The sequence below is a fragment of the Streptococcus pluranimalium genome (assembly GCF_047785705.1).
In the GTDB taxonomy this organism is placed as follows: Bacteria; Bacillota; Bacilli; order Lactobacillales; family Streptococcaceae; genus Streptococcus; species Streptococcus pluranimalium_A.
The window spans coordinates 1-20034 of record NZ_JBLOJV010000029.1 but is presented as its reverse complement, the minus strand read 5'-3'; the positions used below and the strand labels follow the sequence as shown (position 1 = coordinate 20034).

Here is a 20034-nt window from a genome sequence, read left to right as displayed (position 1 = left end):
TATAATAACCTCCAATTCTGTTTTCTAATAACAGTATACTTGAGGAGTGAGAGGAGGACTAGATACCTCGTTATTGGGCGGTTACGAAGGACCCTCTAAGTGAGTAGAAATATCGAGAGCCGCTATGCCATTTATCAGATCTCCTCCCTCCTACTAGTAAGGCTAAAACTAACTAGTAGGAGGATAATATGAAGTATTATATATACGTTAAAGGTGAAAAAATTCCTGTCTCAGAGGAAATTTACAAGTCGTACTGGCAGGTGGTAAAACATCCGAATTATGTCAATCGAAAAATGTTTGCAAATGGCGTCCGTAACTTTTCATCATTTGACAAGGCTGAGTTTAATTTCGACGAATTACTAGTAGATGAACGTGTAGATGTCGAAAGAATAGTTGTTACGAAAATGATAATAAAAAAGTTGAATGAAGCATTATTGACTTTGTAAGATTTGGAGTTTTCAATAATCAAAGCAATATATTTTGAGGATTACTCGATAAGACAAGTTGCTAAAGAGCAAGAAATGTCAGCCGCTAGTGTATTTAGACTGCGAAATAAGGTTTTAAGTTATCTGAAAAAAATTATTGATAAATAGTGGAACAAAAGGGATAAAATGTAACTCTTATTATTGAAGAGGTATTTTATCCTTTTATTGTTCATTGAAAACTGAATAGACCGATGTGGGACTTTTTCACTTGTCGAGCAATTTAGTCAGACACGCTAGGATATGAGCGAATAATGTCAGCTATAAAATAGGTTGGTAGCCTATCTGCCAAGATAACAAGTGAGGATAATGATACTTCTGAGCGTTCAGGCTGCCAGCGAGAAAGGACAGCGGGTGAAACTCCCATGATGAACCTAACCAGTTCTACCCACGGAGGTCATGAATATAAGTAAAAGGAGAATGTATGAAAATAAAATACGTTTCAGTTGAAAACATATTAGCTGAGTGGGGGGATAAAAATAGCCTCTTAAAACGCTGGGAGGGATTAAACAAGTACACCTTAAATCGTTGGATTGCTGAAATGAGGGAGCATAGAGAATTTAAGCAATTCATCATAAATCCCACTCATAAATTAGTTTTTATAAATCTTGATGGCTTTGAGGAGTTTTTACGATGGAAACAACGAATAGCGGTTGATGATTACGGATTATCAGGATAAACTTGCTTACCTTAACAAGGTTGCGGAAGTGCTACTCAATCTTGATAACGCAGATCCAGAAAACCGCAGACTAGCCCGGTTTGATTATGCCAAGATGAATCAAGATGAATCTGACCGCAGCTATTGCACTTGAACAGGTAGAGCATGAGGTAAAACAATGTCAAGAAGAACTGGGTAAATTGATAGATGATTATGAATATGAAGTGAGACGTGTGGAGAAATTTGTTAATCAAATTGCTGGGAAAGAGAATTTATTTCCAAATCAACAAAAAAATGATGGATTTAATGTTTTTTGACAATAAAACAAACAAATAATGTTGGAAAAGTGATATAATGAAAGTAACAAATTTGAGGAAGTTGAAAATGAAAAAATATAGAAGACATGAAGAAATAGTACGACTTGTACAAGAAAAGGGTACGATTAGAATAGCTGAACTGGTTGAAATCTTCGATATCACAGATATGACAGCTCGACGTGATTTATCTGAGTTAGAAGAGAGAGGTTTACTGACAAAAATTCATGGTGGTGCTCGTAGTAATAATGCCTTTGCAGTGAAAGAGAGTTCTCATCAGGAAAAACACGATAAAAATATTGCAGAGAAATCTGAAATAGCAAAGAAAGCAGCGGCTTTGATTGAGGATGGTGATACCATATTTCTGGGTCCCGGTACAACTGTAGAACTTTTAGCAACGGAAATTCAGAATAGTGTATTATCTGTTGTAACCAATTGCTATCCTGTTTTCAAGCATTTATATGAAAAAAAGACTGAAACATTTAAAGTTTATCTTTTAGGGGGAGAAATGAGACAGGTGACAGAATCATTTGTGGGTGAAATTACTAATACTATTTTGGAAAAGATGAAATTCAGTAAAATGTTTTTTAGTGGAAATGGTGTTAAAGAAGGAGAGGTCATGACTTCTTCCTTTGCAGAAGCTTTTACACAACAAGTGGCTTTAAGAAATTCTTTGGAAAAATATTTACTAATTGATACAACTAAAATAGGAAAAGAAGATTTTACAACATTTTGTCAATTAGGAGAATTGACTGCAGTAATTACAGATAGTTTTAGACCAGAACAACTACAAAAAATTAGAGATTTCACAGAAGTCATTTCTTAATATAACAAAAAACCAACAAGCACCTCGAAAATGTTGGTTTTTTTGGTTTTAAATATAATAAAATAAGAAAATAACATTTTTTAGACATTTTTTGAACAAAAAGTGTTGACAAAATGTTTCTTTGGATATATAATCATAGTTGTAAAAAGGTTGTAAACGCTTTTTCTATATATTAACTACAAGGAGTATATTATGGCAATTGTCATTGGTGCAGATCAAGCTGGACTAAAATTAAAAGATATTATCGTTGATTATCTTAAGAAAAATCAATTAGAGGTTATTGATGTTAGTCAAGGAGAGGTAAGAGATTTTGTAGATACGACTCTTGCTGTTGCAAAAGAGGTTCAAAAAAACGACGAGAATTTGGGTATTGCTATTGATGCTTATGGAGCAGGTAGCTTTATGGTTGCTACGAAGGTAAAAGGTATGGTAGCCGCAGAGGTATCGGATGAACGTTCCGCCTACATGACGAGAGGTCACAATAATTCTCGCATGATTACTATTGGATCAGAAATTGTTGGTACAACATTAGCTAAAAATATCGTAAAAGGGTTTGTCTTTGGTTCATATGATGGCGGTAGACACCAAATTCGTGTCGATATGCTCAATAAAATGGGTTAAAATAGAAGAAGGGAAATAAAAATTTATGAAAATTGCTGTTGGTTGTGACCATATCGTTACCGATGAGAAAATGGCTGTTGTTGATTATCTAAAAAATCAAGGACATGAAGTCATTGACTGCGGAACTTATGACCATGTCAGAACTCATTATCCAATTTATGGAAAGAAAGTCGGCGAGGCTGTTGTAAGTGGTAAAGCAGATTTAGGAGTTTGTATCTGTGGTACCGGTGTAGGTATTAACAATGCCGTAAACAAGGTTCCAGGTGTCCGTTCAGCACTTGTCAGAGACATGTCTTCTGCAGTATATGCAAAAGAAGAATTGAACGCTAACGTTATTGGTTTTGGTGGAAAAGTAACAGGAGAGCTTCTGATGTGCGATATCATTGATGCTTTCATTGCTGCTGAGTATAAAGAAACACCAGAAAATAAAAAATTGATTGAAAAAATCAGTAAGATTGAAACTCAAAATGCTGAACAGGCTAAATCAGAGTTCTTTAATGAATTTTTGGAAAAATGGGATCGTGGAGAATATCACGACTAAGTAGGTAGGTATTATGATTCTGACAATAACACTGAATCCATCAATTGATATTTCCTATCCATTGGAAAAGTTTGAAGTTGACACCGTTAATCGTATTGCAAATCCTATTAAGACAGCAGGTGGTAAAGGCTTAAATGTCACGAGAGTTCTCCATCAGTTGGATGATAAAGTAGTAGCAAGCGGGCTGCTTGGAGGAAAACTAGGAGAATTTATTGAAAGTGAACTAGAAAATTTCCCTATTAAACACTCTTTTTATCATATCAAGGGAGAGACAAGAAACTGTATCGCTATTTTACATGATGGAAATCAGACTGAAATTCTAGAGCAAGGACCTGAAATTAGCGAGAAGGAATCCAATGGATTTTTAGAATACTTTAGAAATATCATATCTGATTTTACTCTAGTTACTATTTCAGGAAGTCTTCCTTCAGGATTACCGTCAAATTACTATGTTCAGATGTTATCAATTTGTGAAGAAAAGAATATTCCTGTTGTGCTTGATTGTTCGGGTGATTCTCTGAAACAAGTCTTAAAATCGAATAGAAAACCCAAAGCAATTAAACCAAATACAGAGGAGCTATCCCAACTACTCGGTTCAGAAATTGCAGATGATATCTATCAATTGAAATTTAGTTTACAAAACGAACTTTTCGAAGGTATTGAGTGGGTGATTGTATCTCTGGGATCAAAAGGTGCTTTTGCTAAGCATTGGAATAACTATTATAAGGTCAGTATTCCAAAAATTGAAGTTAAAAATCCAGTTGGTTCAGGTGATTCTACTGTTGCTGGTATTGCCTCCGCAATTGTTGGGAATTTGGATGATGTAGAACTTCTTAAAAAAGCTAATGTTTTAGGAATGTTAAATGCACAAGAAAAATTGACTGGCTATGTCAATTTAGCCAATTATCAGAAATTAGCTGATCAAATTCAGGTAGAAGAGGTGTAATTATGGTATTAACAGAAAATAAACGTTTATTTATGGAAAAGGTTAGTGATAAGAAAGGAATTATCTCTGCATTAGCTTTTGACCAGCGTGGAGCATTGAAAAAAATGATGAGTCAGTATCAAACAGAGGAACCATCTGTTGAACAGATTGAACATTTGAAAGTCATCGTTTCTGAGGAGTTAACTCAGTTTGCGTCATCAATTCTTTTAGACCCAGAATATGGTTTGCCTGCAGCCAAATCAAGACATGCAGAAACAGGCTTATTACTAGCATATGAAAAAACAGGATATGATGCAAGCACAACAAGCCGTTTACCTGATTGCCTTGTAGAATGGTCTGCAAAACGCCTTAAGGAAGAGGGGGCAGATGCAGTTAAATTCTTACTCTATTATGATGTCGATGGAGATCCATATGTAAATCTGCAGAAGCAGGCTTATATTGAGAGAATTGGTTCTGAATGTAAGGCTGAGGACATCCCATTCTTTTTGGAAATTCTATCATATGATGAAAAAATTGAGGATAACTCAAGTATAGAGTTTGCTCGTGTTAAACCACGTAAGGTAAATGAAGCCATGCGGGTCTTCTCTGATGAAAGATTTGGCATTGATGTTCTCAAAGTAGAGGTTCCTGTAAATATGAACTTTGTAGAAGGTTTTGGAAATGGTGAAGTCGCTTATACTAAAGAGGAAGCAGCTCAATATTTCCAAAATCAAGAGGCATCAACACACTTACCATATATTTACCTTAGTGCAGGTGTTTCAGCACAATTATTCCAAGATACACTTGTTTTTGCAAGTGAATCAGGAGCAAAATTTAATGGTGTCTTGTGTGGTCGAGCCACATGGGCAGGTTCAGTCAAGATTTTCATTGAAGAAGGTGAAGAGGCTGCACGTCAATGGTTAAGAACAGTTGGTTCTGAAAATATTGAATCCTTAAATAGAGTTTTGAAAACCTCAGCTACTTCATGGAAACAAAAATAAGAGGAATTATTTAGGAGGAACTCTCTGATGAATAGAGAAGAGATTACCCTGTTAGGGTTTGAAATCGTTGCTTATGCAGGCGATTCCCGCTCACGTCTCCTGGAAGCCTTGTCGGCTGCACAAGCGGGTGATTATGACAAAGCTGAGTCACTTGTTGAAGCAGCTGGTGAATGCATCACAAATGCACACAAGGCTCAAACAAGCTTGCTTCAAAAAGAGGCGCTTGGGGAAGATTTGGCATTTAGTGTGACCTTGATGCATGGTCAAGATCATTTGATGACAACTTTGTTGTTGAAAGATATGATGAAACATATGATTGAACTGTACAGAAGGAGTAATCGCTAATGAATGCTTTGATTAACACGTTAGAAAAACAAAAACCGTTATTTGAGAAAATTTCACGGAATATTTATCTCCGTGCTATTCGTGATGGCTTTATCGCCAGCATGCCAGTTATTCTTTTCTCTAGTATCTTCTTGTTGATTGCATTTGTGCCAAACATTTTTGGTTTTACATGGAGCGATGATGTTGTCAGCATGCTGATGAAACCTTATGGCTATACGATGGGTGTTGTTGCCTTGCTGGTTGCTGGAACGACAGCCAAATCATTAACAGATTCGGTTAACCGTGATTTGGAAAGCACCAATCAGATTAACTACATGTCTACCATGTTGGCATCGATCACAGGATTTTTGTTGCTAGCTTCTGATTCTATCGAGGGTGGTTTTGCCAATGGTTTCTTGGGCACAAAAGGTTTACTTTCTGCCTTCCTGGCGGCTTTCATTACGGTTAACATTTACAAAGTTTGTGTTAAAAATAATGTTACCATCCGCATGCCTGCTGAAGTTCCACCGAATATTTCACAGGTATTCAAAGACTTGTTCCCATTCTCGTTTTCAATCTTTGCGCTCTATGGTTTAGATTTGCTTGCTCGCAATACCATTGGAACCAGTGTTGCTGAAGCTATCGGTACACTTCTTGCACCGCTCTTTACTGCTGCAGATGGTTACCTTGGCATTACCATTATCTTCGGTGCTTATGCCCTCTTCTGGTTTGTTGGTATTCATGGTCCGTCAATTGTTGAGCCAGCTATCGCAGCCATTACCTATGCAAACATTGAAACGAACTTGCAGTTACTCCAAGCAGGTCAACATGCTGATAAAGTGTTGACTTCAGGAACACAAATGTTCATCGTGACCATGGGTGGTACAGGTGCAACCTTGGTAGTTCCATTCATGTTCATGTGGTTGACAAAATCAAAACGCAATCAGGCAATTGGACGCGCCTCAGTTGTTCCGACTTTCTTCGGTGTTAACGAACCAATTCTGTTTGGTGCACCGCTTGTTCTTAACCCAATTTTCTTCGTACCATTTATCTTGACCCCAATTGTTAACGTCTGGATCTTCAAATTCTTCGTTGATACCTTGGGCATGAACAGTTTCTCTGTAAACCTTCCTTGGACAACTCCAGGACCGCTGGGCATTATCATGGGAACGCAATTTGCAGCTCTGTCGTTTGTTCTGGCAGTTCTGCTCATTGTTGTTGACGTTGCTATCTACTATCCGTTCTTGAAAGTGTATGATGACCAAATTTTAGCAGAGGAAGCGGCTGGTACCAGAAATGATAGCTTGAAAGAAAAAGTTGCGGCGAACTTTAATACAGCTAAAGCGGATGCCATTCTTGAAAAAGCTGGTGTGACAGAAAAATCATCCGAAACAGAACTCACTGAGCAAACGAATGTTCTCGTCCTTTGTGCGGGTGGTGGTACCAGTGGTCTCCTGGCTAATGCCTTGAATAAAGCAGCTAAAGAATATGGTGCTCCAGTAACTGCTGCTGCTGGAAGCTATGGTGCTCACCGAGAAATCTTGCCACAGTACCAATTGGTTATTCTTGCCCCTCAAGTTGCTTCTAACTATGAAGACATGAAGGCAGAAACTGATAAGCTTGGCATTAAATTGGCTAAGACAGAAGGGGCTCAATACATTGGTTTGACCCGTGATGGTCAAGGGTCGCTTGCGTTTGTTAAGCAACAATTTGAAAATTAAACAATAACATATGGAAGGTTGGGGGGAACTCAACCTTCTATTTTGCTTAGAAGAACTAGTTTTAGAAGAGGAATATGATGACAAAAACATTGCCAAAAGACTTTATTTTCGGTGGAGCGACAGCTGCCTACCAAGCAGAAGGGGCAACAAAAACAGACGGTAAGGGATCAGTTGCCTGGGATAAATACCTGGAAGAAAATTACTGGTACACTGCAGAGCCAGCTAGTGATTTTTATAACCGTTATCCAGTTGATTTAAAGTTAGCAGAGGAATTTGGTGTTAATGGCATTCGGATTTCAATTGCTTGGTCACGCATTTTTCCAACTGGATTTGGCGAGGTCAATCCCAAAGGTGTTGCATACTATCACAATCTTTTTGCGGAATGCCATAAACGTGGGGTGGAGCCATTTGTTACACTGCACCATTTTGATACCCCAGAAGCACTACATTCAAATGGTGACTTCTTGAACCGTGACAATATTGACCACTTTGTGAATTACGCAGCCTTTTGTTTTGAAGAATTCCCAGAAGTTAATTACTGGACAACCTTCAATGAAATTGGTCCGATTGGCGACGGGCAGTACCTGGTTGGAAAGTTCCCTCCTGGAATCCAGTACGATTTAGCTAAGGTCTTCCAATCTCACCATAACATGATGGTTTCCCATGCGCGTGCGGTTAAACTCTATAAAGATAAGGGTTATACTGGTGAAATTGGAGTGGTTCATGCCTTACCAACAAAATATCCTTACAATCCAGATAATCCAGAAGACGTTCGTGCAGCGGAATTAGAGGATATTATCCATAATGAATTTATTCTTGATGCCACCTATTTGGGTCATTATTCTGAAGCGACTATGTCTGGAGTTAATCATATTTTAGCGATTAACGGCGGTGAATTAGATCTCCGTGAGGATGATTTTGCAGTCTTAGAAGCATCCAAAGATCTTAATGATTTCTTGGGAATTAACTATTACATGAGTGATTGGATGCGTGCTTTCGATGGCGAGACGGAAATCATTCATAATGGCAAGGGAGAAAAAGGCAGTTCTAAATACCAAATTAAGGGAGTAGGACGTCGTGAGGCACCTGTCAATATTCCAAAAACAGATTGGGATTGGATTATTTACCCACAAGGGTTGTATGATCAAATCATGCGAGTCAAAACAGACTATCCAAACTATAAAAAAATCTATATCACTGAAAATGGTTTAGGCTATAAAGATGAATTTGTCGATGGCACCGTTTATGACGACGGTCGGATTGACTATGTCAAAAAACACTTAGAAGTGATTTCTGATGCGATTGCAGATGGTGCTAATGTTAAAGGATACTTTATCTGGTCTCTGATGGATGTTTTCTCATGGTCAAACGGCTACGAAAAACGTTATGGTTTGTTCTATGTTGATTTTGAAACTCAAGAAAGATACCCTAAGAAATCGGCTTATTGGTATAAAGAAGTGGCTGAAACATTAACAATTTCATAGGCGATATTTTTGACGGGAGGGTCGCACTTAACGCCTCTCCCTCTTCTGCGTGGAGGATAGATGATGGTTATTCAATTAAAAAATGATGAGCTAACGGTTGAATTTTCAACTTTGGGCGGAGCTCTTTCGTCAATCAAAGATAAAGAAGGTATCGAATACCTTTGGCAGGGAGATGCCACTTATTGGAGTGGGCAGGCACCAGTTCTTTTTCCTATTTGTGGTAGCTTGCGAAATGATAAAGCTATTTATAGCGAAAATGAAGTTGGTTTTATGCCACGTCATGGCCTCGTTCGTAAGTGTGACTTTGAATTGGTAGAAGAAAAGGAGAATCAGGTAACATTTGCCATTCAAGCAACTGATGAGATGTTGGCACAATACCCTTATCGGTTTGAATTGAAGATTACTTATACCTTAATTGGAAAAACGCTTAGGACAACTTATCAGGTAATCAACCATGAAACAGAGAAGGAATTGCCTTATTTTATCGGTGGTCATCCTGGTTTCAATTGTCCTCTACTTGATGGTGAAGCTTACGAAGATTATTATCTGGAGTTCGAGACTGATGAAACCTGTACCGTTCCACGGAGCTTTCCAGAAACTGGTTTGTTGGATGTAAACGATCGTATACCATTTTTGAATGGACAAAAGATTTTAGATTTAGATTACGATTTATTCAGTCACGATGCGATTACACTAGACCAACTGACTTCTCGTAGTGTCAGTCTAAAATCTAGAAAAAGTGATAAGGGACTGAGAGTAGATTTTGCTGATTTTTCAAATCTTATCATTTGGTCAACAACCAATAAAGGTCCATTTATTGCCCTGGAACCCTGGAGTGGTCTGTCGACATCTCTTGAGGAAGGTGATCACTTCCACCAAAAACGCCAGCTAGAAATAGTTGAACCGAGTCAAACGAGTAGTAAAGAGTTTGACATCATTATCTTATAAATGCACGAATCGTTCTAATTTTTATTGGCGAGCCTCCATGTTGTTCGTGGAGGTTTTTATTATTAAGCATAGACAGGAGCACTCTGAAAGTCATACAGTCCAAATAGGACAATTCAAAAAGAAGCTTCTAAAAACCTCTTATACTGGATTTAAGAGAAAGCTAGATGTATCGGCATATAAGAGATTTGAGAGAAGATAACGATCTTACTCAAAAAGAAGTTGCTAATTATCTTTCATTTACTCATTCAGCATATTCAAAAATTGAAAGAGGAGAAAGAGTTTTAACGGCAGAAGTGCTTATTAAAATTTCAAATCTTTATAATGTTAGTGTTGATTATCTATTGGGGCTAACAGATTTCCCTAAGCGAATTCAGAGATATAAGAAAAAATAGTCTATCCTTGTTTGTTCATTGACAATTGAATAGACCAAGGTGGGACTTTTATACTTGTAGAGCAATTTAGTTAGACACGCTAGGATATGAGCGACTAATGTTGACTATAAAATAGGTTGGTAACCTATCTGCCAGGATAATAAGTGAGGATAATGATACTTCTAATCGTTTAGGCTGCCAGCGAGAAAGGACAGCGGGTGAAACTCCCATGATGAACCTAACCAGTTCTACCCACGGAGGTAATAAGTGATAGAGTATAAGGAGGCAGAGTTGAAAATAAAATATGTGCCTGTAGAAAATACAGTAGCGGAGTGGGGAGATAAAAAATCTCTACTAAAACGCTGGAAGGGATTAAACAAGTACACCTTAAATCGTTGGATTGCTGAAATGAGGGAGCATAGAGAATTTAAGCAATTCATCATAAATCCTACTCATAAATTAGTTTTTATAAATCTTGATGGCTTTGAGGAGTTTTTACGATGGAAGCAACGAATAGCGGTCAAATAAAGGAAATCGTGCTATAATAGTAGATAGCTATTTATTCTACTAGAACTATTTCGGTTTTCTTTTTTATTTGAGAGGATGGAAGTATGTACTATAGAACAAGACAAACTAAGAAGGGAACTATTCTCTATGAAATAGGTGAGAAATACAGAGATCCTTTGACTGTTAAGTGGAAAAACGTTACTGTTTCTTACACAAAAAATACTAGTCGAGCAAGAAAACAAGCAGAGCGTGACCTTCAAGATAAGATAGCTGAAGCCATTGCTTTAACAGAAAACAGATATATATACCTGAAAAAATCCATACATTCGGTCAATTAAAGCAAAATTGGCTAGAATCGTGGTCTGTGTCCGTTAAATCTCAGACAGTGAAACGTGAAGAACTTGTCATCAAGCGGTTAGGTCAGATTATTGGAGATGATTACTTACTGAGTAAGATTACACCATTGTTGATAAAAAATAGCCTTTCAACCTATATGTCTAAGTACAATGCTTCACCGTCAACCATGACACATATAAAAAGCACTTGCAATAAGATCTTTAATCACGGCGTTCTATATAATATCATCGCTTATTCACCCATGACGGCGATTAAGTTGGATATACCACTTGAGAAAAAACGAGAGGCAAAAAGACGACGAGAAGCAAAATTTTTGGAAATCCATGAACTACATGCTTTCTTTGATACGTTGAGAAGACGTCGTAACCCAAGCTATTACGATTTAGCTATTGTGCTTTTATTTTCTGGAATACGGATTGGAGAAGCTGCGTTCACAGAGGAAGATTTTAATATGGAAACTGTTGTACTGACAATTGATAAGTCACTTCAATATCATGATTTGCGAGTCGAAAATTATTACTTTGATAGTACCAAGACCATTAACTCTGAACGACAAGTTGTTCTACCTAAAGTAGCATGTGAAGCTATTTTGAGAGCGATAGAACGCAGTAAAGAATTTGATTGCTACGCTGAAGCTAATCCTTGCCCAAGTTTTAAAACATCACCAAGTATTTTTAAAACAGAATATGGCTCACCGATTACTTCGCACTCATTTAGAGAAGTTTTAGCGAGAGTTGAAAAAGAATTAGTAGAAACCTGTGAAGAAAGATATGGTTTCAAGTGGAAAAAACATATTACACCACATTCTTTTAGGCACATGCACATTTCCTACTTGCAAAGTGAAGAGATGACTATTGCTATCTCAGATGTCATGGAGCGAGTAGGACATGCTAATTTTGAAACTACAATGGGTTATACCCATAAACTACCATCTGCTCAAGAACAAGCTCTGGAAACTCTAAATAAGTTTGCTCAAGAAAATGGATTTGAATTTAGACCAGTAATAAAGTGGTCTTGTAAATATTCTCCATTATTACAAGAAATAGTTGATGCGCATCTCTCTGAAGGAGAAATAGAGCTTGGAATAGATGAGTGCAGAAAAGTTATAGGTCTTGCACCGACCTATGCTCCAAGGCATATTGCATCACATATTTTGCCGAAAGTCCGACAAGATCTATCAAATATATACCATTCATTTGATATTATCGGAATTAAAAATAAACATAATAAAATGCAATCATACCGTTTGGTCTGGGATTAGTGTCCAACACTTGGTGACTTTTTGGTGACTCGCATGATTATTAAAAAACTAAGGGCTGAAAACCCTTATACGAAAGGATTTTACACAAATGGCAATTATTCAATGGTTTCCAGGGCACATGTCCAAGGCCCGCCGTCAGGTGCAAGAAAACCTCAAGCACGTTGATTTTGTGACGATTTTGGTCGATGCCCGTCTGCCCTTGTCGAGTCAAAATCCCATGTTGACAAAGATTGTTGGCGACAAGCCTAAATTATTGATTTTGAACAAGGCTGACCTAGCCGATAGCACGCGCACCAAAGAATGGCGTCAGCACTTTGAGTCTCAAGGCATTAAGACCTTGGCAATCAATTCTAAAGAGCAAGCCACGGTTAAATTGGTGACTGACGCAGCCAAGTCATTGATGTCTGAAAAGATTGAGAGACTAAGGCAGCGTGGCATTCAAAAAGAAACTTTAAGAACCATGATTATTGGTATCCCAAATGCTGGTAAGTCTACCCTTATGAACCGATTGGCAGGTAAAAAAATTGCTGTCGTTGGCAACAAACCAGGTGTTACCAAAGGACAACAGTGGCTCAAATCCAACAAAGTCTTAGAGATTTTAGACACACCAGGTATCTTGTGGCCTAAGTTCGAGGATGAGTTGGTTGGCTTGAAATTAGCTTTAACGGGTGCGATCAAGGATCAACTGTTGCCAATGGATGAAGTAACTATTTTCGGTCTTAATTTCTTTAAAGAACATTATCCTGAACGCCTACAAGAACGTTTTAAAGGAATGGATTTATCAGAAGAGGCCCCTGAAATCATTATAGACATGACTCAAAAACTTGGTTTTAGAGATGATTATGATCGTTTTTACAACCTGTTTGTCAAGGAAGTTCGTGACGGTCGCTTGGGTCGCTATACCTTAGACCTTGTTGAGGAAGATGATGGCAACCATTAAAGAGATTAAAGACCAGTTAGCAGAGATTTCGACTTTGGAAGATCCTCGCTGGTCTCTTTTGGCTGAGGATAAGCGAGCTGGCGTGCAAAAAGCCATCATTCAGAGACAAAAAGCAATTCAAGCTCAGCTAGATGAAGAGGCTCGTTTGGAGACTATGCTAACTTATGAGAAAGCTCTATATGCTCAGGGTTACCAGCTGATTGCAGGGATTGACGAAGTCGGCAGAGGACCTTTAGCTGGCCCAGTTGTGGCAGCCTGTGTGATTTTACCTGTTAATGAGAAGATTTCTGGGCTTAACGATTCTAAAAAAATTCCCAAGTCTAAGCATGAGGAAATTTACCAGCAAGTCATGACGAAGGCTCTGGCAGTTGGTGTTGGTATTATGGATAATGAGGTGATTGACCAGGTTAACATCTATGAAGCGACTAAGTTAGCGATGGTTGAGGCTATCAATGATTTGTCTAAAGATGGTCTTGTGCCTGATTATCTCTTGATAGATGCCATGACACTAGACCTTGATATTTCTCAAACATCTATCATTAAGGGGGATGCTAATTCCTTATCTATTGCAGCTGCTTCAATTGTTGCTAAGGTAACTCGGGATAAGATGATGGCTGATTTTGAGCAAGCCTTTCCGGGATACGGTTTTGCTCAAAACGCAGGATATGGCACAAAAATTCACCTAGAAGGCTTGGACAAATACGGAGTAACACCTATTCATCGAAAAACGTTTGAGCCAATCAAAAGCCTTATCTTAAAAAGGAGAGAATGAAACCAAAAATCTTAGCTTGGCTAGGATTTTTTCATGTTTTTCCGAATAAATAGGTGGAGGTTTAAGATGAACAACTTTGAATTGTATAAGCTAAAGCAAGCTGGATTGAGCAATCAGCATATTTTAAATATTCTTGACTATGAAGCCAAATACCAAAAATCCTTATCTCTAAGAGATCGTGCCGTGGTTTCCAAATGTCAGAAGCCGGTTATTTTTATGGAGCGTTACAAGGCTTTGGATAGCAAACAGTTACGGCAAGCCTTCTTAACCTTTCCTAGTATTTCCATACTAGATGATGACTACCCACTAGAACTTAAGGAAATTCACAATCCTCCTGTTTTGCTGTTTTATAAAGGCAATCTTGATCTGTTGCAAAAGGCTAAGTTGGCTGTGGTTGGTGCTCGTAGATGTAGTGATGTTGGCAGTAAGTCTGTTCGCAAGATTATCACGGAACTGGAAAATCGTTTTGTGATTGTCAGTGGTTTGGCGCGTGGTATTGATACAGCAGCTCATCTATCAGCCTTAAAAAATGGTGGGGCAAGTATAGGGATTATTGGAACAGGCTTAGATGTTTATTACCCTAAAGAAAACCAACGTTTGCAGGACTTTATGATGCAAAATCACTTGGTGATGTCAGAGTATGGCCCAGGAGAGCAACCTTTAAAATACCATTTTCCAGAGCGTAATCGTATCATTGCAGGACTGTGTCAAGGCATTGTTGTTGCTGAGGCTAAAATGCGCTCAGGTAGTTTGATTACTTGTGAGCGTGCTTTGGAAGAAGGCAGGGATATTTTTGCCATACCAGGCAACATTTTGGACGGTAAAACATCTGGTTGTTTACAGTTGATTCAAGAGGGTGCGAAGTGCATCACATCAGGCTTTGACATTAGTAATGAATATGCTTTTTAAATGACGTTCTCCTATAGGAAAAGTTTTTGATTGACACCAGCCAAAAAGCAGGTTATGATGTTATCAGTTTCAAAGAGGTTTTCATCGGTTAACCTTGGCTAATTTATCATAGGAAGTGTGTTTATGGCGACTGCTAAGGCAACAACATCAAAAACAAGTAATAAAACAAAGAAAAAGAAGGCTACACCCAAGAAAAACTTGGTGATTGTGGAGTCGCCTGCAAAGGCTAAGACCATTGAAAAATACCTAGGACGCAATTACAAGGTAGTGGCATCTGTTGGGCATATTCGTGACCTTAAAAAGTCAAGCATGTCCATCGATTTTGATAATAACTATGAACCCGAATACATCAATATCCGTGGCAAGGGACCCTTGATTAACGCGCTTAAAAAAGAAGCTAAAAATGCTAAAGAAATCTTTCTAGCAAGTGACCCGGACCGTGAAGGGGAAGCCATTTCTTGGCATTTGGCGCATATCCTCAATTTAGACCCAAAAGCCAAAAATCGCGTTGTGTTTAATGAGATAACCAAGGATGCGGTTAAAAATGCCTTTATTGAGCCCAGGGAAATTAACCAAGATTTGGTTGATTCACAGCAAGCTAGGCGGGTGCTTGATCGTATCGTGGGTTACTCTATTAGTCCTATCTTGTGGAAAAAGGTCAAAAAAGGCTTGTCAGCAGGGCGGGTACAATCTGTCGCCCTGAAGCTAATCATTGACCGTGAAAATGAGATCAAAGCCTTTAAGCCAGAAGAATATTGGACGATTGATGGGACTTTTAAAAAAGGCACTAAGAAATTCCAAGCTGCTTTTTACGGGCTTGATGACAAGAAACTCAAATTAGCCAGTCAAGATGACGTTAAGATGGTCTTGTCACGCCTCAAGGGTGATGATTTCCAAGTGGATAAGGTCGAGAAAAAAGAGCGTCGTCGAAATGCCCCTCTGCCTTACACCACGTCATCCCTTCAGCAAGACGCCGCTAACAAACTTAATTTTCGGACGCGTAAGACCATGATGGTGGCTCAGCAGCTTTATGAGGGGATCAGCTTAGGAAAAACAGGACATCAAGGTCTTATCACCTATATGCGTACGGATTCTACTCGGATCAGCCCTGTAGCACAAAACGAGGCCGCTGATTTTATCACAGAGCGTTTTGGACGTCAATACGCCAAGCATGGTGCCAAAGTTAAAAATGCTGCCGGAGCTCAAGATGCTCACGAGGCCATTCGCCCATCGTCGGTCCAGCATACGCCAGAGGCTATCGCCAAATACCTTGATAAGGATCAGTTAAAACTTTATACTTTGATTTGGAATCGTTTTGTGGCATCACAGATGACCGCAGCGGTCTTTGATACGGTCAAAATCACCCTCTCTCAAAATGGTGTTATCTTTACTGCAAATGGAAGTCAAGTGAAGTTTGATGGTTACCTAGCCATTTACAATGATTCGGACAAAAATAAGCTGTTGCCCGACATGCTAGAAGGTGATACCGTCAAAAAAGTGCTAACCACACCAGAACAGCATTTCACCCAGCCCCCAGCCAGGTATTCAGAGGCGACGTTGATCAAAACCTTGGAGGAAAACGGTGTGGGTCGCCCATCAACCTACGCCCCAACTTTAGAAACCATTCAAAGGCGTTATTATGTCAAACTAGCAGCTAAACGCTTTGAACCCACAGAACTGGGTGAGATTGTTAATGCCTTGATTGTGGCCTTTTTCCCCGATATTGTCGATGTTGCTTTTACAGCTGCCATGGAAGCCCGTCTTGACGAGGTTGAAATCGGAAAAGAAGAGTGGCAGAAGGTCATTGATCAGTTTTACAAGCCTTTTGAGAAGAAATTGACCAAGGCTGAAGACGAAATGGAAAAAATCCAGATTAAGGATGAGCCTGCAGGCTTTGACTGTGAGGTCTGTGGCTCACCAATGGTCATTAAGTTAGGGCGTTTTGGGAAATTCTACGCTTGTAGTAACTTCCCAGAGTGCCGTCACACCAAGGCAATCACTAAAGAAATCGGTGTCCCCTGCCCTATCTGTGAAAAAGGGCAAGTCATCGAGCGCAAAACCAAGCGTAACCGCATTTTTTATGGTTGCGACCGTTATCCAGAGTGTGACTTTACCTCGTGGGATATTCCCGTTGGGCGAGCTTGTCCAAAATCAAGCGATTTCTTAGTTGAGAAAAAAGTCCGTGGTGGCGGTAAGCAAGTCATCTGTAGTAGTGAAACCTGTGATTATAAAGAAGCAGTGGTTAAATAAACCCAATAGAGGCTGGAACACATGTTCTAGCCTCATTTTTTTATCTCAAAAATGAGCAAGAAAGCCTGCTAAATCAAGGGTCTTGAAAAAAATCAAAAAAACCGAGCAAAATACTTGACAAATCGGGGGGGGGGGGGGGGGTATAATAAAGAATGTCTATATAGACGTAAAATAAGGATTTCAAAAGAAACGGAGACACTATGACAAAACAACATCTCTCAAAACGCATCACCCTTCTATCTGCCCTTGCCTTGGCAAGTGTCAGCTTAGCAACGACTGATCTTCATACAGTACATGCTGACGAAGCCGTCGCAAGTGCTGAAAGCACCAGTGGTAGGACCAGCCTATCTCCTAATCTGGTCACAACGGTCGAAGAAGCAGAAAAAAAGACCATCACTGAAAAGCCAGAATATACCATTACATCAACAGTTGGGACAAGTAACTATGGCAAGGTAGAGCTACACACAGATAGTCAAGGAAATGCAGCAGTTTCTACAGAATATCAGTACTTTGAGAATGCTGGGGACAACTATCCAGAACTCATAACAGACCCTAACTCTACTAGACGTCTACCAGAATCTTTTTATAAGTACGATTATGATAGTGCTACTGCTCCTTCAGACACAAGTGTGCCCTTCTATAAATTTGAAAAGCATCTCATTGTAGACCTTGACAAACCCAAGTCCTATGTCAATGACCCTAGTAGTCAAACCACTGAGCAGGTTGTTTATTACAAACCACGAACTGAAGAAAGTCGGTTTATAAAAAAAGAGAAACTAGAGATTCTAAAAGCTACTTATCCAGTAGTTGAAACTTGGTATTATAAACCTAAACTTAGTGAGCTAGTTAGATTTTATTTAGGAAAAGATGATGAAGTAAAACGTTATAGTGTGGCTGGTGCAGTAGATGGAGACGTAGAAATTTTTGAATTACTTGATAAAAAATCGGGTGATACCACTGCCACAAACCTCGAACAGTATGCCAATAAATACCGCTTTGTGGACTATGCGATCGACCATCATGATAAAAAGATCATCGCCAAAGTCATCTACTTTAATGATGATAAAAAAGTATCCGATTCACCAGTAGTTACTAACCCAGCTACTCCAACTCCACAACCGACAGTGCCAGCTCCTCAACCTGAAACCGATAAGGCTGTCAAGAAAGAGTTTACCGATCCTAAAACAGGGATCAAGGTGGCTTTGGGCACAGGCGAAACCATCGATGCGGCAGGGCTAAAAATCCAGCATATTGAGCCGTCATCAGCGAGCGTTCCACAAACCTTGCGTCACTTAGACTTTGACTTGTTTGATATTGAAGTCGTTGATAAGGAGGCTAAGGATTTAGACATCACCAAGCCTGCGATCGTGACGATTCCGGCTGATGCTGGTAAAACTGTAGCAGAGGTTGTTTACCTGCCAAATGATACGCAAAAAGTAACCCTAGCTTTTACTGAAAAAACCGTTACTATTGATGGTCGTCAGCAAAAAGTGGTTGTCTTTGAAGCACCACATTTTAGCCAGTACGCTCTTGTCTACAAAACTAAAGCGACAAGTAACACAACAACGCCAACAGTCACTAGCACAACAGCAACTAAGCCAGTTAAACCAGTGACCTCAATCAACCAACCTAACCAAGCGACGCAAACCGCATCAGTCACCTCATCTCTAAACGCTGACAAGCCAGAAGTGACCCTTGGCAATCAAAAGGCCGCAGCTAAAGCTGAACAAGCCTACCAAGCCCCAACGGCACTTGATCAGACAGATGTTTCCAAAGCCAAAACCCTACCAAACACAGGTTCACACACAGGACTCGCCATGAGTCTGATGGGTAGCTTCCTAGTAGGCGCAGCGGCCATGGTCATCAAACGCCAAAAAAACTAACCTTCCTTACTCAGCAAAGTGATTTTTCATGAGTAGAAGGTTAAACTAAACAATTAGCTACAAAATAAGCTCACCATCAAATGACCTTAATCATGTGATGCTGAGCTTTTTTAAGTGTTTAGAGGATTATCGTTAATCTCTAGGCTTTTTTAGCTAGAAAGAAATTTCTAGCTTGTGGTGACATCATGAGAAATAAAGCCACCAATACCAGAGATAGGGTTGCTAGACCGGCGATGCCATTAACGCTGATAGAGTAAAGGATCGGTGACATGCCCTTAGGAGCGTAAGATCCCCAAAAAATAACTCCTGCGACAAAGTGCCAGAAATAGCGAACGCCGACAGCTAGTAAGCTAGCTAATACTCCTAGGCTAAGGGCTTTCTTAGTTTGGTTTAAGCGAAGAGCTGACTGGAAAGAGTTTGCAAACGTTCCTGCTAAGCCCATAGAGACAAAGGCAACGATATACTCGATCAGCACTTGTGAGAAAGCGAGATAGTAGACTTTCCCGAGTAGAAAGTGCATCAGACCCCATAATAGACCAGCTAGTAAGCCATACTTGAGACCGCGACGAAGGGCAAACACAACCAATGGTATGGCCCCAAAAGAAGGGGTAAACCAGCTGGCAAAGTCAGGAACAAAAGACAAGGTCATGGCAAGCGCAGCAAAGATAGCAGCTTCAACGAGGGCAGTGAGGTTTTTGGACATAAAAAGACTCCTTTCCAAAGAAGAAAGGGAGTCTTATCCTGCTCATAATGACACAATTCCTACGCTGGTACTAACCAGATCAGGTCGGTAAGGATTCCACGAATGTGGTCTCAGCCTAAAGGCACTCCCTTGTGGTATTTAGTTAGTAGGTAGATGTTAGAAAACTACCGGTACACACAGTTTAGCTTAAAAGAAAGCTTTTGTCAAGACTATTTTGAGATCATTTTTAACCTCGA

20 protein-coding genes, 2 pseudogenes and 1 riboswitch are annotated in these 20034 nt (G+C 39.4%); of the genes and pseudogenes, 20 read left to right on the top strand and 2 right to left on the bottom strand.

Translation table 11 applies throughout. From position 1 onward, the window contains the following. The first annotated feature begins 188 nt into the window (after positions 1-188). Positions 189-446 (top strand): hypothetical protein, encoded by a 258-nt coding sequence (locus ACMZ6Z_RS07295; protein WP_416131915.1) that lies wholly within the window; start codon positions 189-191, stop codon positions 444-446. Between the two features lie 259 nt (positions 447-705). Here the strand turns inward: ACMZ6Z_RS07295 and ACMZ6Z_RS07290 are convergent, their stop codons facing one another. Beyond that, positions 706-849 carry a hypothetical protein gene (locus ACMZ6Z_RS07290; protein WP_416131914.1) on the bottom strand — a complete coding sequence of 48 codons (144 nt, stop codon included), beginning with the start codon at positions 847-849 and terminating at the stop codon, positions 706-708. A 57-nt stretch (positions 850-906) separates the two neighbouring features. Here ACMZ6Z_RS07290 and ACMZ6Z_RS07285 point away from each other — a divergent pair, with 57 nt between their 5' ends. The 19 genes and pseudogenes from ACMZ6Z_RS07285 to ACMZ6Z_RS07195 all read left to right on the top strand — a co-directional run bounded on the left by ACMZ6Z_RS07285 (position 907) and on the right by ACMZ6Z_RS07195 (position 19095). After that, entirely contained in the window at positions 907-1161 is a 255-nt protein-coding gene (locus tag ACMZ6Z_RS07285) for a DNA-binding protein (protein WP_416131913.1), read from the top strand. Next, positions 1136-1457: pseudogene (locus tag ACMZ6Z_RS07280) on the top strand (helical hairpin domain-containing protein); the annotation flags it as partial. The gene ACMZ6Z_RS07285 and the pseudogene ACMZ6Z_RS07280, both read left to right, overlap by 26 nt. Before the next feature lie 67 nt (positions 1458-1524). Then, a complete protein-coding gene (locus tag ACMZ6Z_RS07275) occupies positions 1525-2280 on the top strand; it encodes a DeoR/GlpR family DNA-binding transcription regulator (protein WP_416131912.1) in 756 nt (251 codons plus the stop codon). A 192-nt stretch (positions 2281-2472) separates the two neighbouring features. Continuing rightward, a complete protein-coding gene (gene lacA / locus ACMZ6Z_RS07270; RefSeq protein ID WP_416131911.1) occupies positions 2473-2901 on the top strand; it encodes a galactose-6-phosphate isomerase subunit LacA in 429 nt (142 codons plus the stop codon). Positions 2902-2926: 25 nt separating this feature from the next. Next, positions 2927-3442, top strand: coding sequence for a galactose-6-phosphate isomerase subunit LacB (gene lacB / locus ACMZ6Z_RS07265; protein ID WP_416131910.1), 516 nt, complete (start codon positions 2927-2929; stop codon positions 3440-3442). A gap of 13 nt (positions 3443-3455) precedes the next feature. Then, positions 3456-4388: a tagatose-6-phosphate kinase gene (gene lacC, locus ACMZ6Z_RS07260; protein WP_416131909.1), complete on the top strand. Its 933-nt coding sequence runs from the start codon at positions 3456-3458 to the stop codon at positions 4386-4388. Between the two features lie 2 nt (positions 4389-4390). Further along, positions 4391-5368, top strand: coding sequence for a tagatose-bisphosphate aldolase (lacD, locus tag ACMZ6Z_RS07255; protein WP_416131908.1), 978 nt, complete (start codon positions 4391-4393; stop codon positions 5366-5368). 27 nt (positions 5369-5395) lie between these two features. Continuing rightward, complete coding sequence (locus tag ACMZ6Z_RS07250) at positions 5396-5713, top strand: PTS lactose/cellobiose transporter subunit IIA (protein ID WP_416131907.1); 318 nt, start codon at positions 5396-5398, stop codon at positions 5711-5713. Beyond that, on the top strand, positions 5713-7413 hold the full coding sequence (locus ACMZ6Z_RS07245; protein WP_416131906.1) for a lactose-specific PTS transporter subunit EIIC: 1701 nt from the start codon (positions 5713-5715) through the stop codon (positions 7411-7413). The genes ACMZ6Z_RS07250 and ACMZ6Z_RS07245 overlap by 1 nt, the downstream gene beginning before the upstream one ends. A gap of 77 nt (positions 7414-7490) precedes the next feature. Beyond that, on the top strand, positions 7491-8897 hold the full coding sequence (lacG, locus tag ACMZ6Z_RS07240; protein ID WP_416131905.1) for a 6-phospho-beta-galactosidase: 1407 nt from the start codon (positions 7491-7493) through the stop codon (positions 8895-8897). A 63-nt stretch (positions 8898-8960) separates the two neighbouring features. After that, positions 8961-9845 carry an aldose 1-epimerase family protein gene (locus ACMZ6Z_RS07235; RefSeq protein ID WP_416131916.1) on the top strand — a complete coding sequence of 295 codons (885 nt, stop codon included), beginning with the start codon at positions 8961-8963 and terminating at the stop codon, positions 9843-9845. A 164-nt stretch (positions 9846-10009) separates the two neighbouring features. Continuing rightward, positions 10010-10237 carry a helix-turn-helix domain-containing protein gene (locus tag ACMZ6Z_RS07230; RefSeq protein ID WP_416131904.1) on the top strand — a complete coding sequence of 76 codons (228 nt, stop codon included), beginning with the start codon at positions 10010-10012 and terminating at the stop codon, positions 10235-10237. Positions 10238-10507: 270 nt separating this feature from the next. Beyond that, complete coding sequence (locus tag ACMZ6Z_RS07225) at positions 10508-10744, top strand: DNA-binding protein (protein ID WP_416131903.1); 237 nt, start codon at positions 10508-10510, stop codon at positions 10742-10744. An 83-nt stretch (positions 10745-10827) separates the two neighbouring features. Continuing rightward, a pseudogene (locus ACMZ6Z_RS07220) lies at positions 10828-12341 on the top strand (tyrosine-type recombinase/integrase). 88 nt (positions 12342-12429) lie between these two features. After that, positions 12430-13281: a ribosome biogenesis GTPase YlqF gene (gene ylqF / locus ACMZ6Z_RS07215; protein WP_416131902.1), complete on the top strand. Its 852-nt coding sequence runs from the start codon at positions 12430-12432 to the stop codon at positions 13279-13281. Further along, positions 13268-14053: a ribonuclease HII gene (locus ACMZ6Z_RS07210; protein WP_416131901.1), complete on the top strand. Its 786-nt coding sequence runs from the start codon at positions 13268-13270 to the stop codon at positions 14051-14053. The genes ylqF and ACMZ6Z_RS07210 overlap by 14 nt, the downstream gene beginning before the upstream one ends. 66 nt (positions 14054-14119) lie before the next feature. Further along, positions 14120-14962 carry a DNA-processing protein DprA gene (gene dprA / locus ACMZ6Z_RS07205; RefSeq protein WP_416131900.1) on the top strand — a complete coding sequence of 281 codons (843 nt, stop codon included), beginning with the start codon at positions 14120-14122 and terminating at the stop codon, positions 14960-14962. A 123-nt stretch (positions 14963-15085) separates the two neighbouring features. Continuing rightward, on the top strand, positions 15086-17212 hold the full coding sequence (topA, locus tag ACMZ6Z_RS07200; protein ID WP_416131899.1) for a type I DNA topoisomerase: 2127 nt from the start codon (positions 15086-15088) through the stop codon (positions 17210-17212). Positions 17213-17412: 200 nt separating this feature from the next. Continuing rightward, a complete protein-coding gene (locus ACMZ6Z_RS07195) occupies positions 17413-19095 on the top strand; it encodes an LPXTG cell wall anchor domain-containing protein (RefSeq protein WP_416131898.1) in 1683 nt (560 codons plus the stop codon). Between the two features lie 139 nt (positions 19096-19234). On the opposite strand, the gene thiT is transcribed toward ACMZ6Z_RS07195, so the two are convergent. Beyond that, positions 19235-19798, bottom strand: coding sequence for an energy-coupled thiamine transporter ThiT (thiT, locus tag ACMZ6Z_RS07190; RefSeq protein ID WP_416131897.1), 564 nt, complete (start codon positions 19796-19798; stop codon positions 19235-19237). A 39-nt stretch (positions 19799-19837) separates the two neighbouring features. Then, positions 19838-19937, bottom strand: a riboswitch (TPP riboswitch). Between the last annotated feature and the right edge of the window lie 97 nt (positions 19938-20034).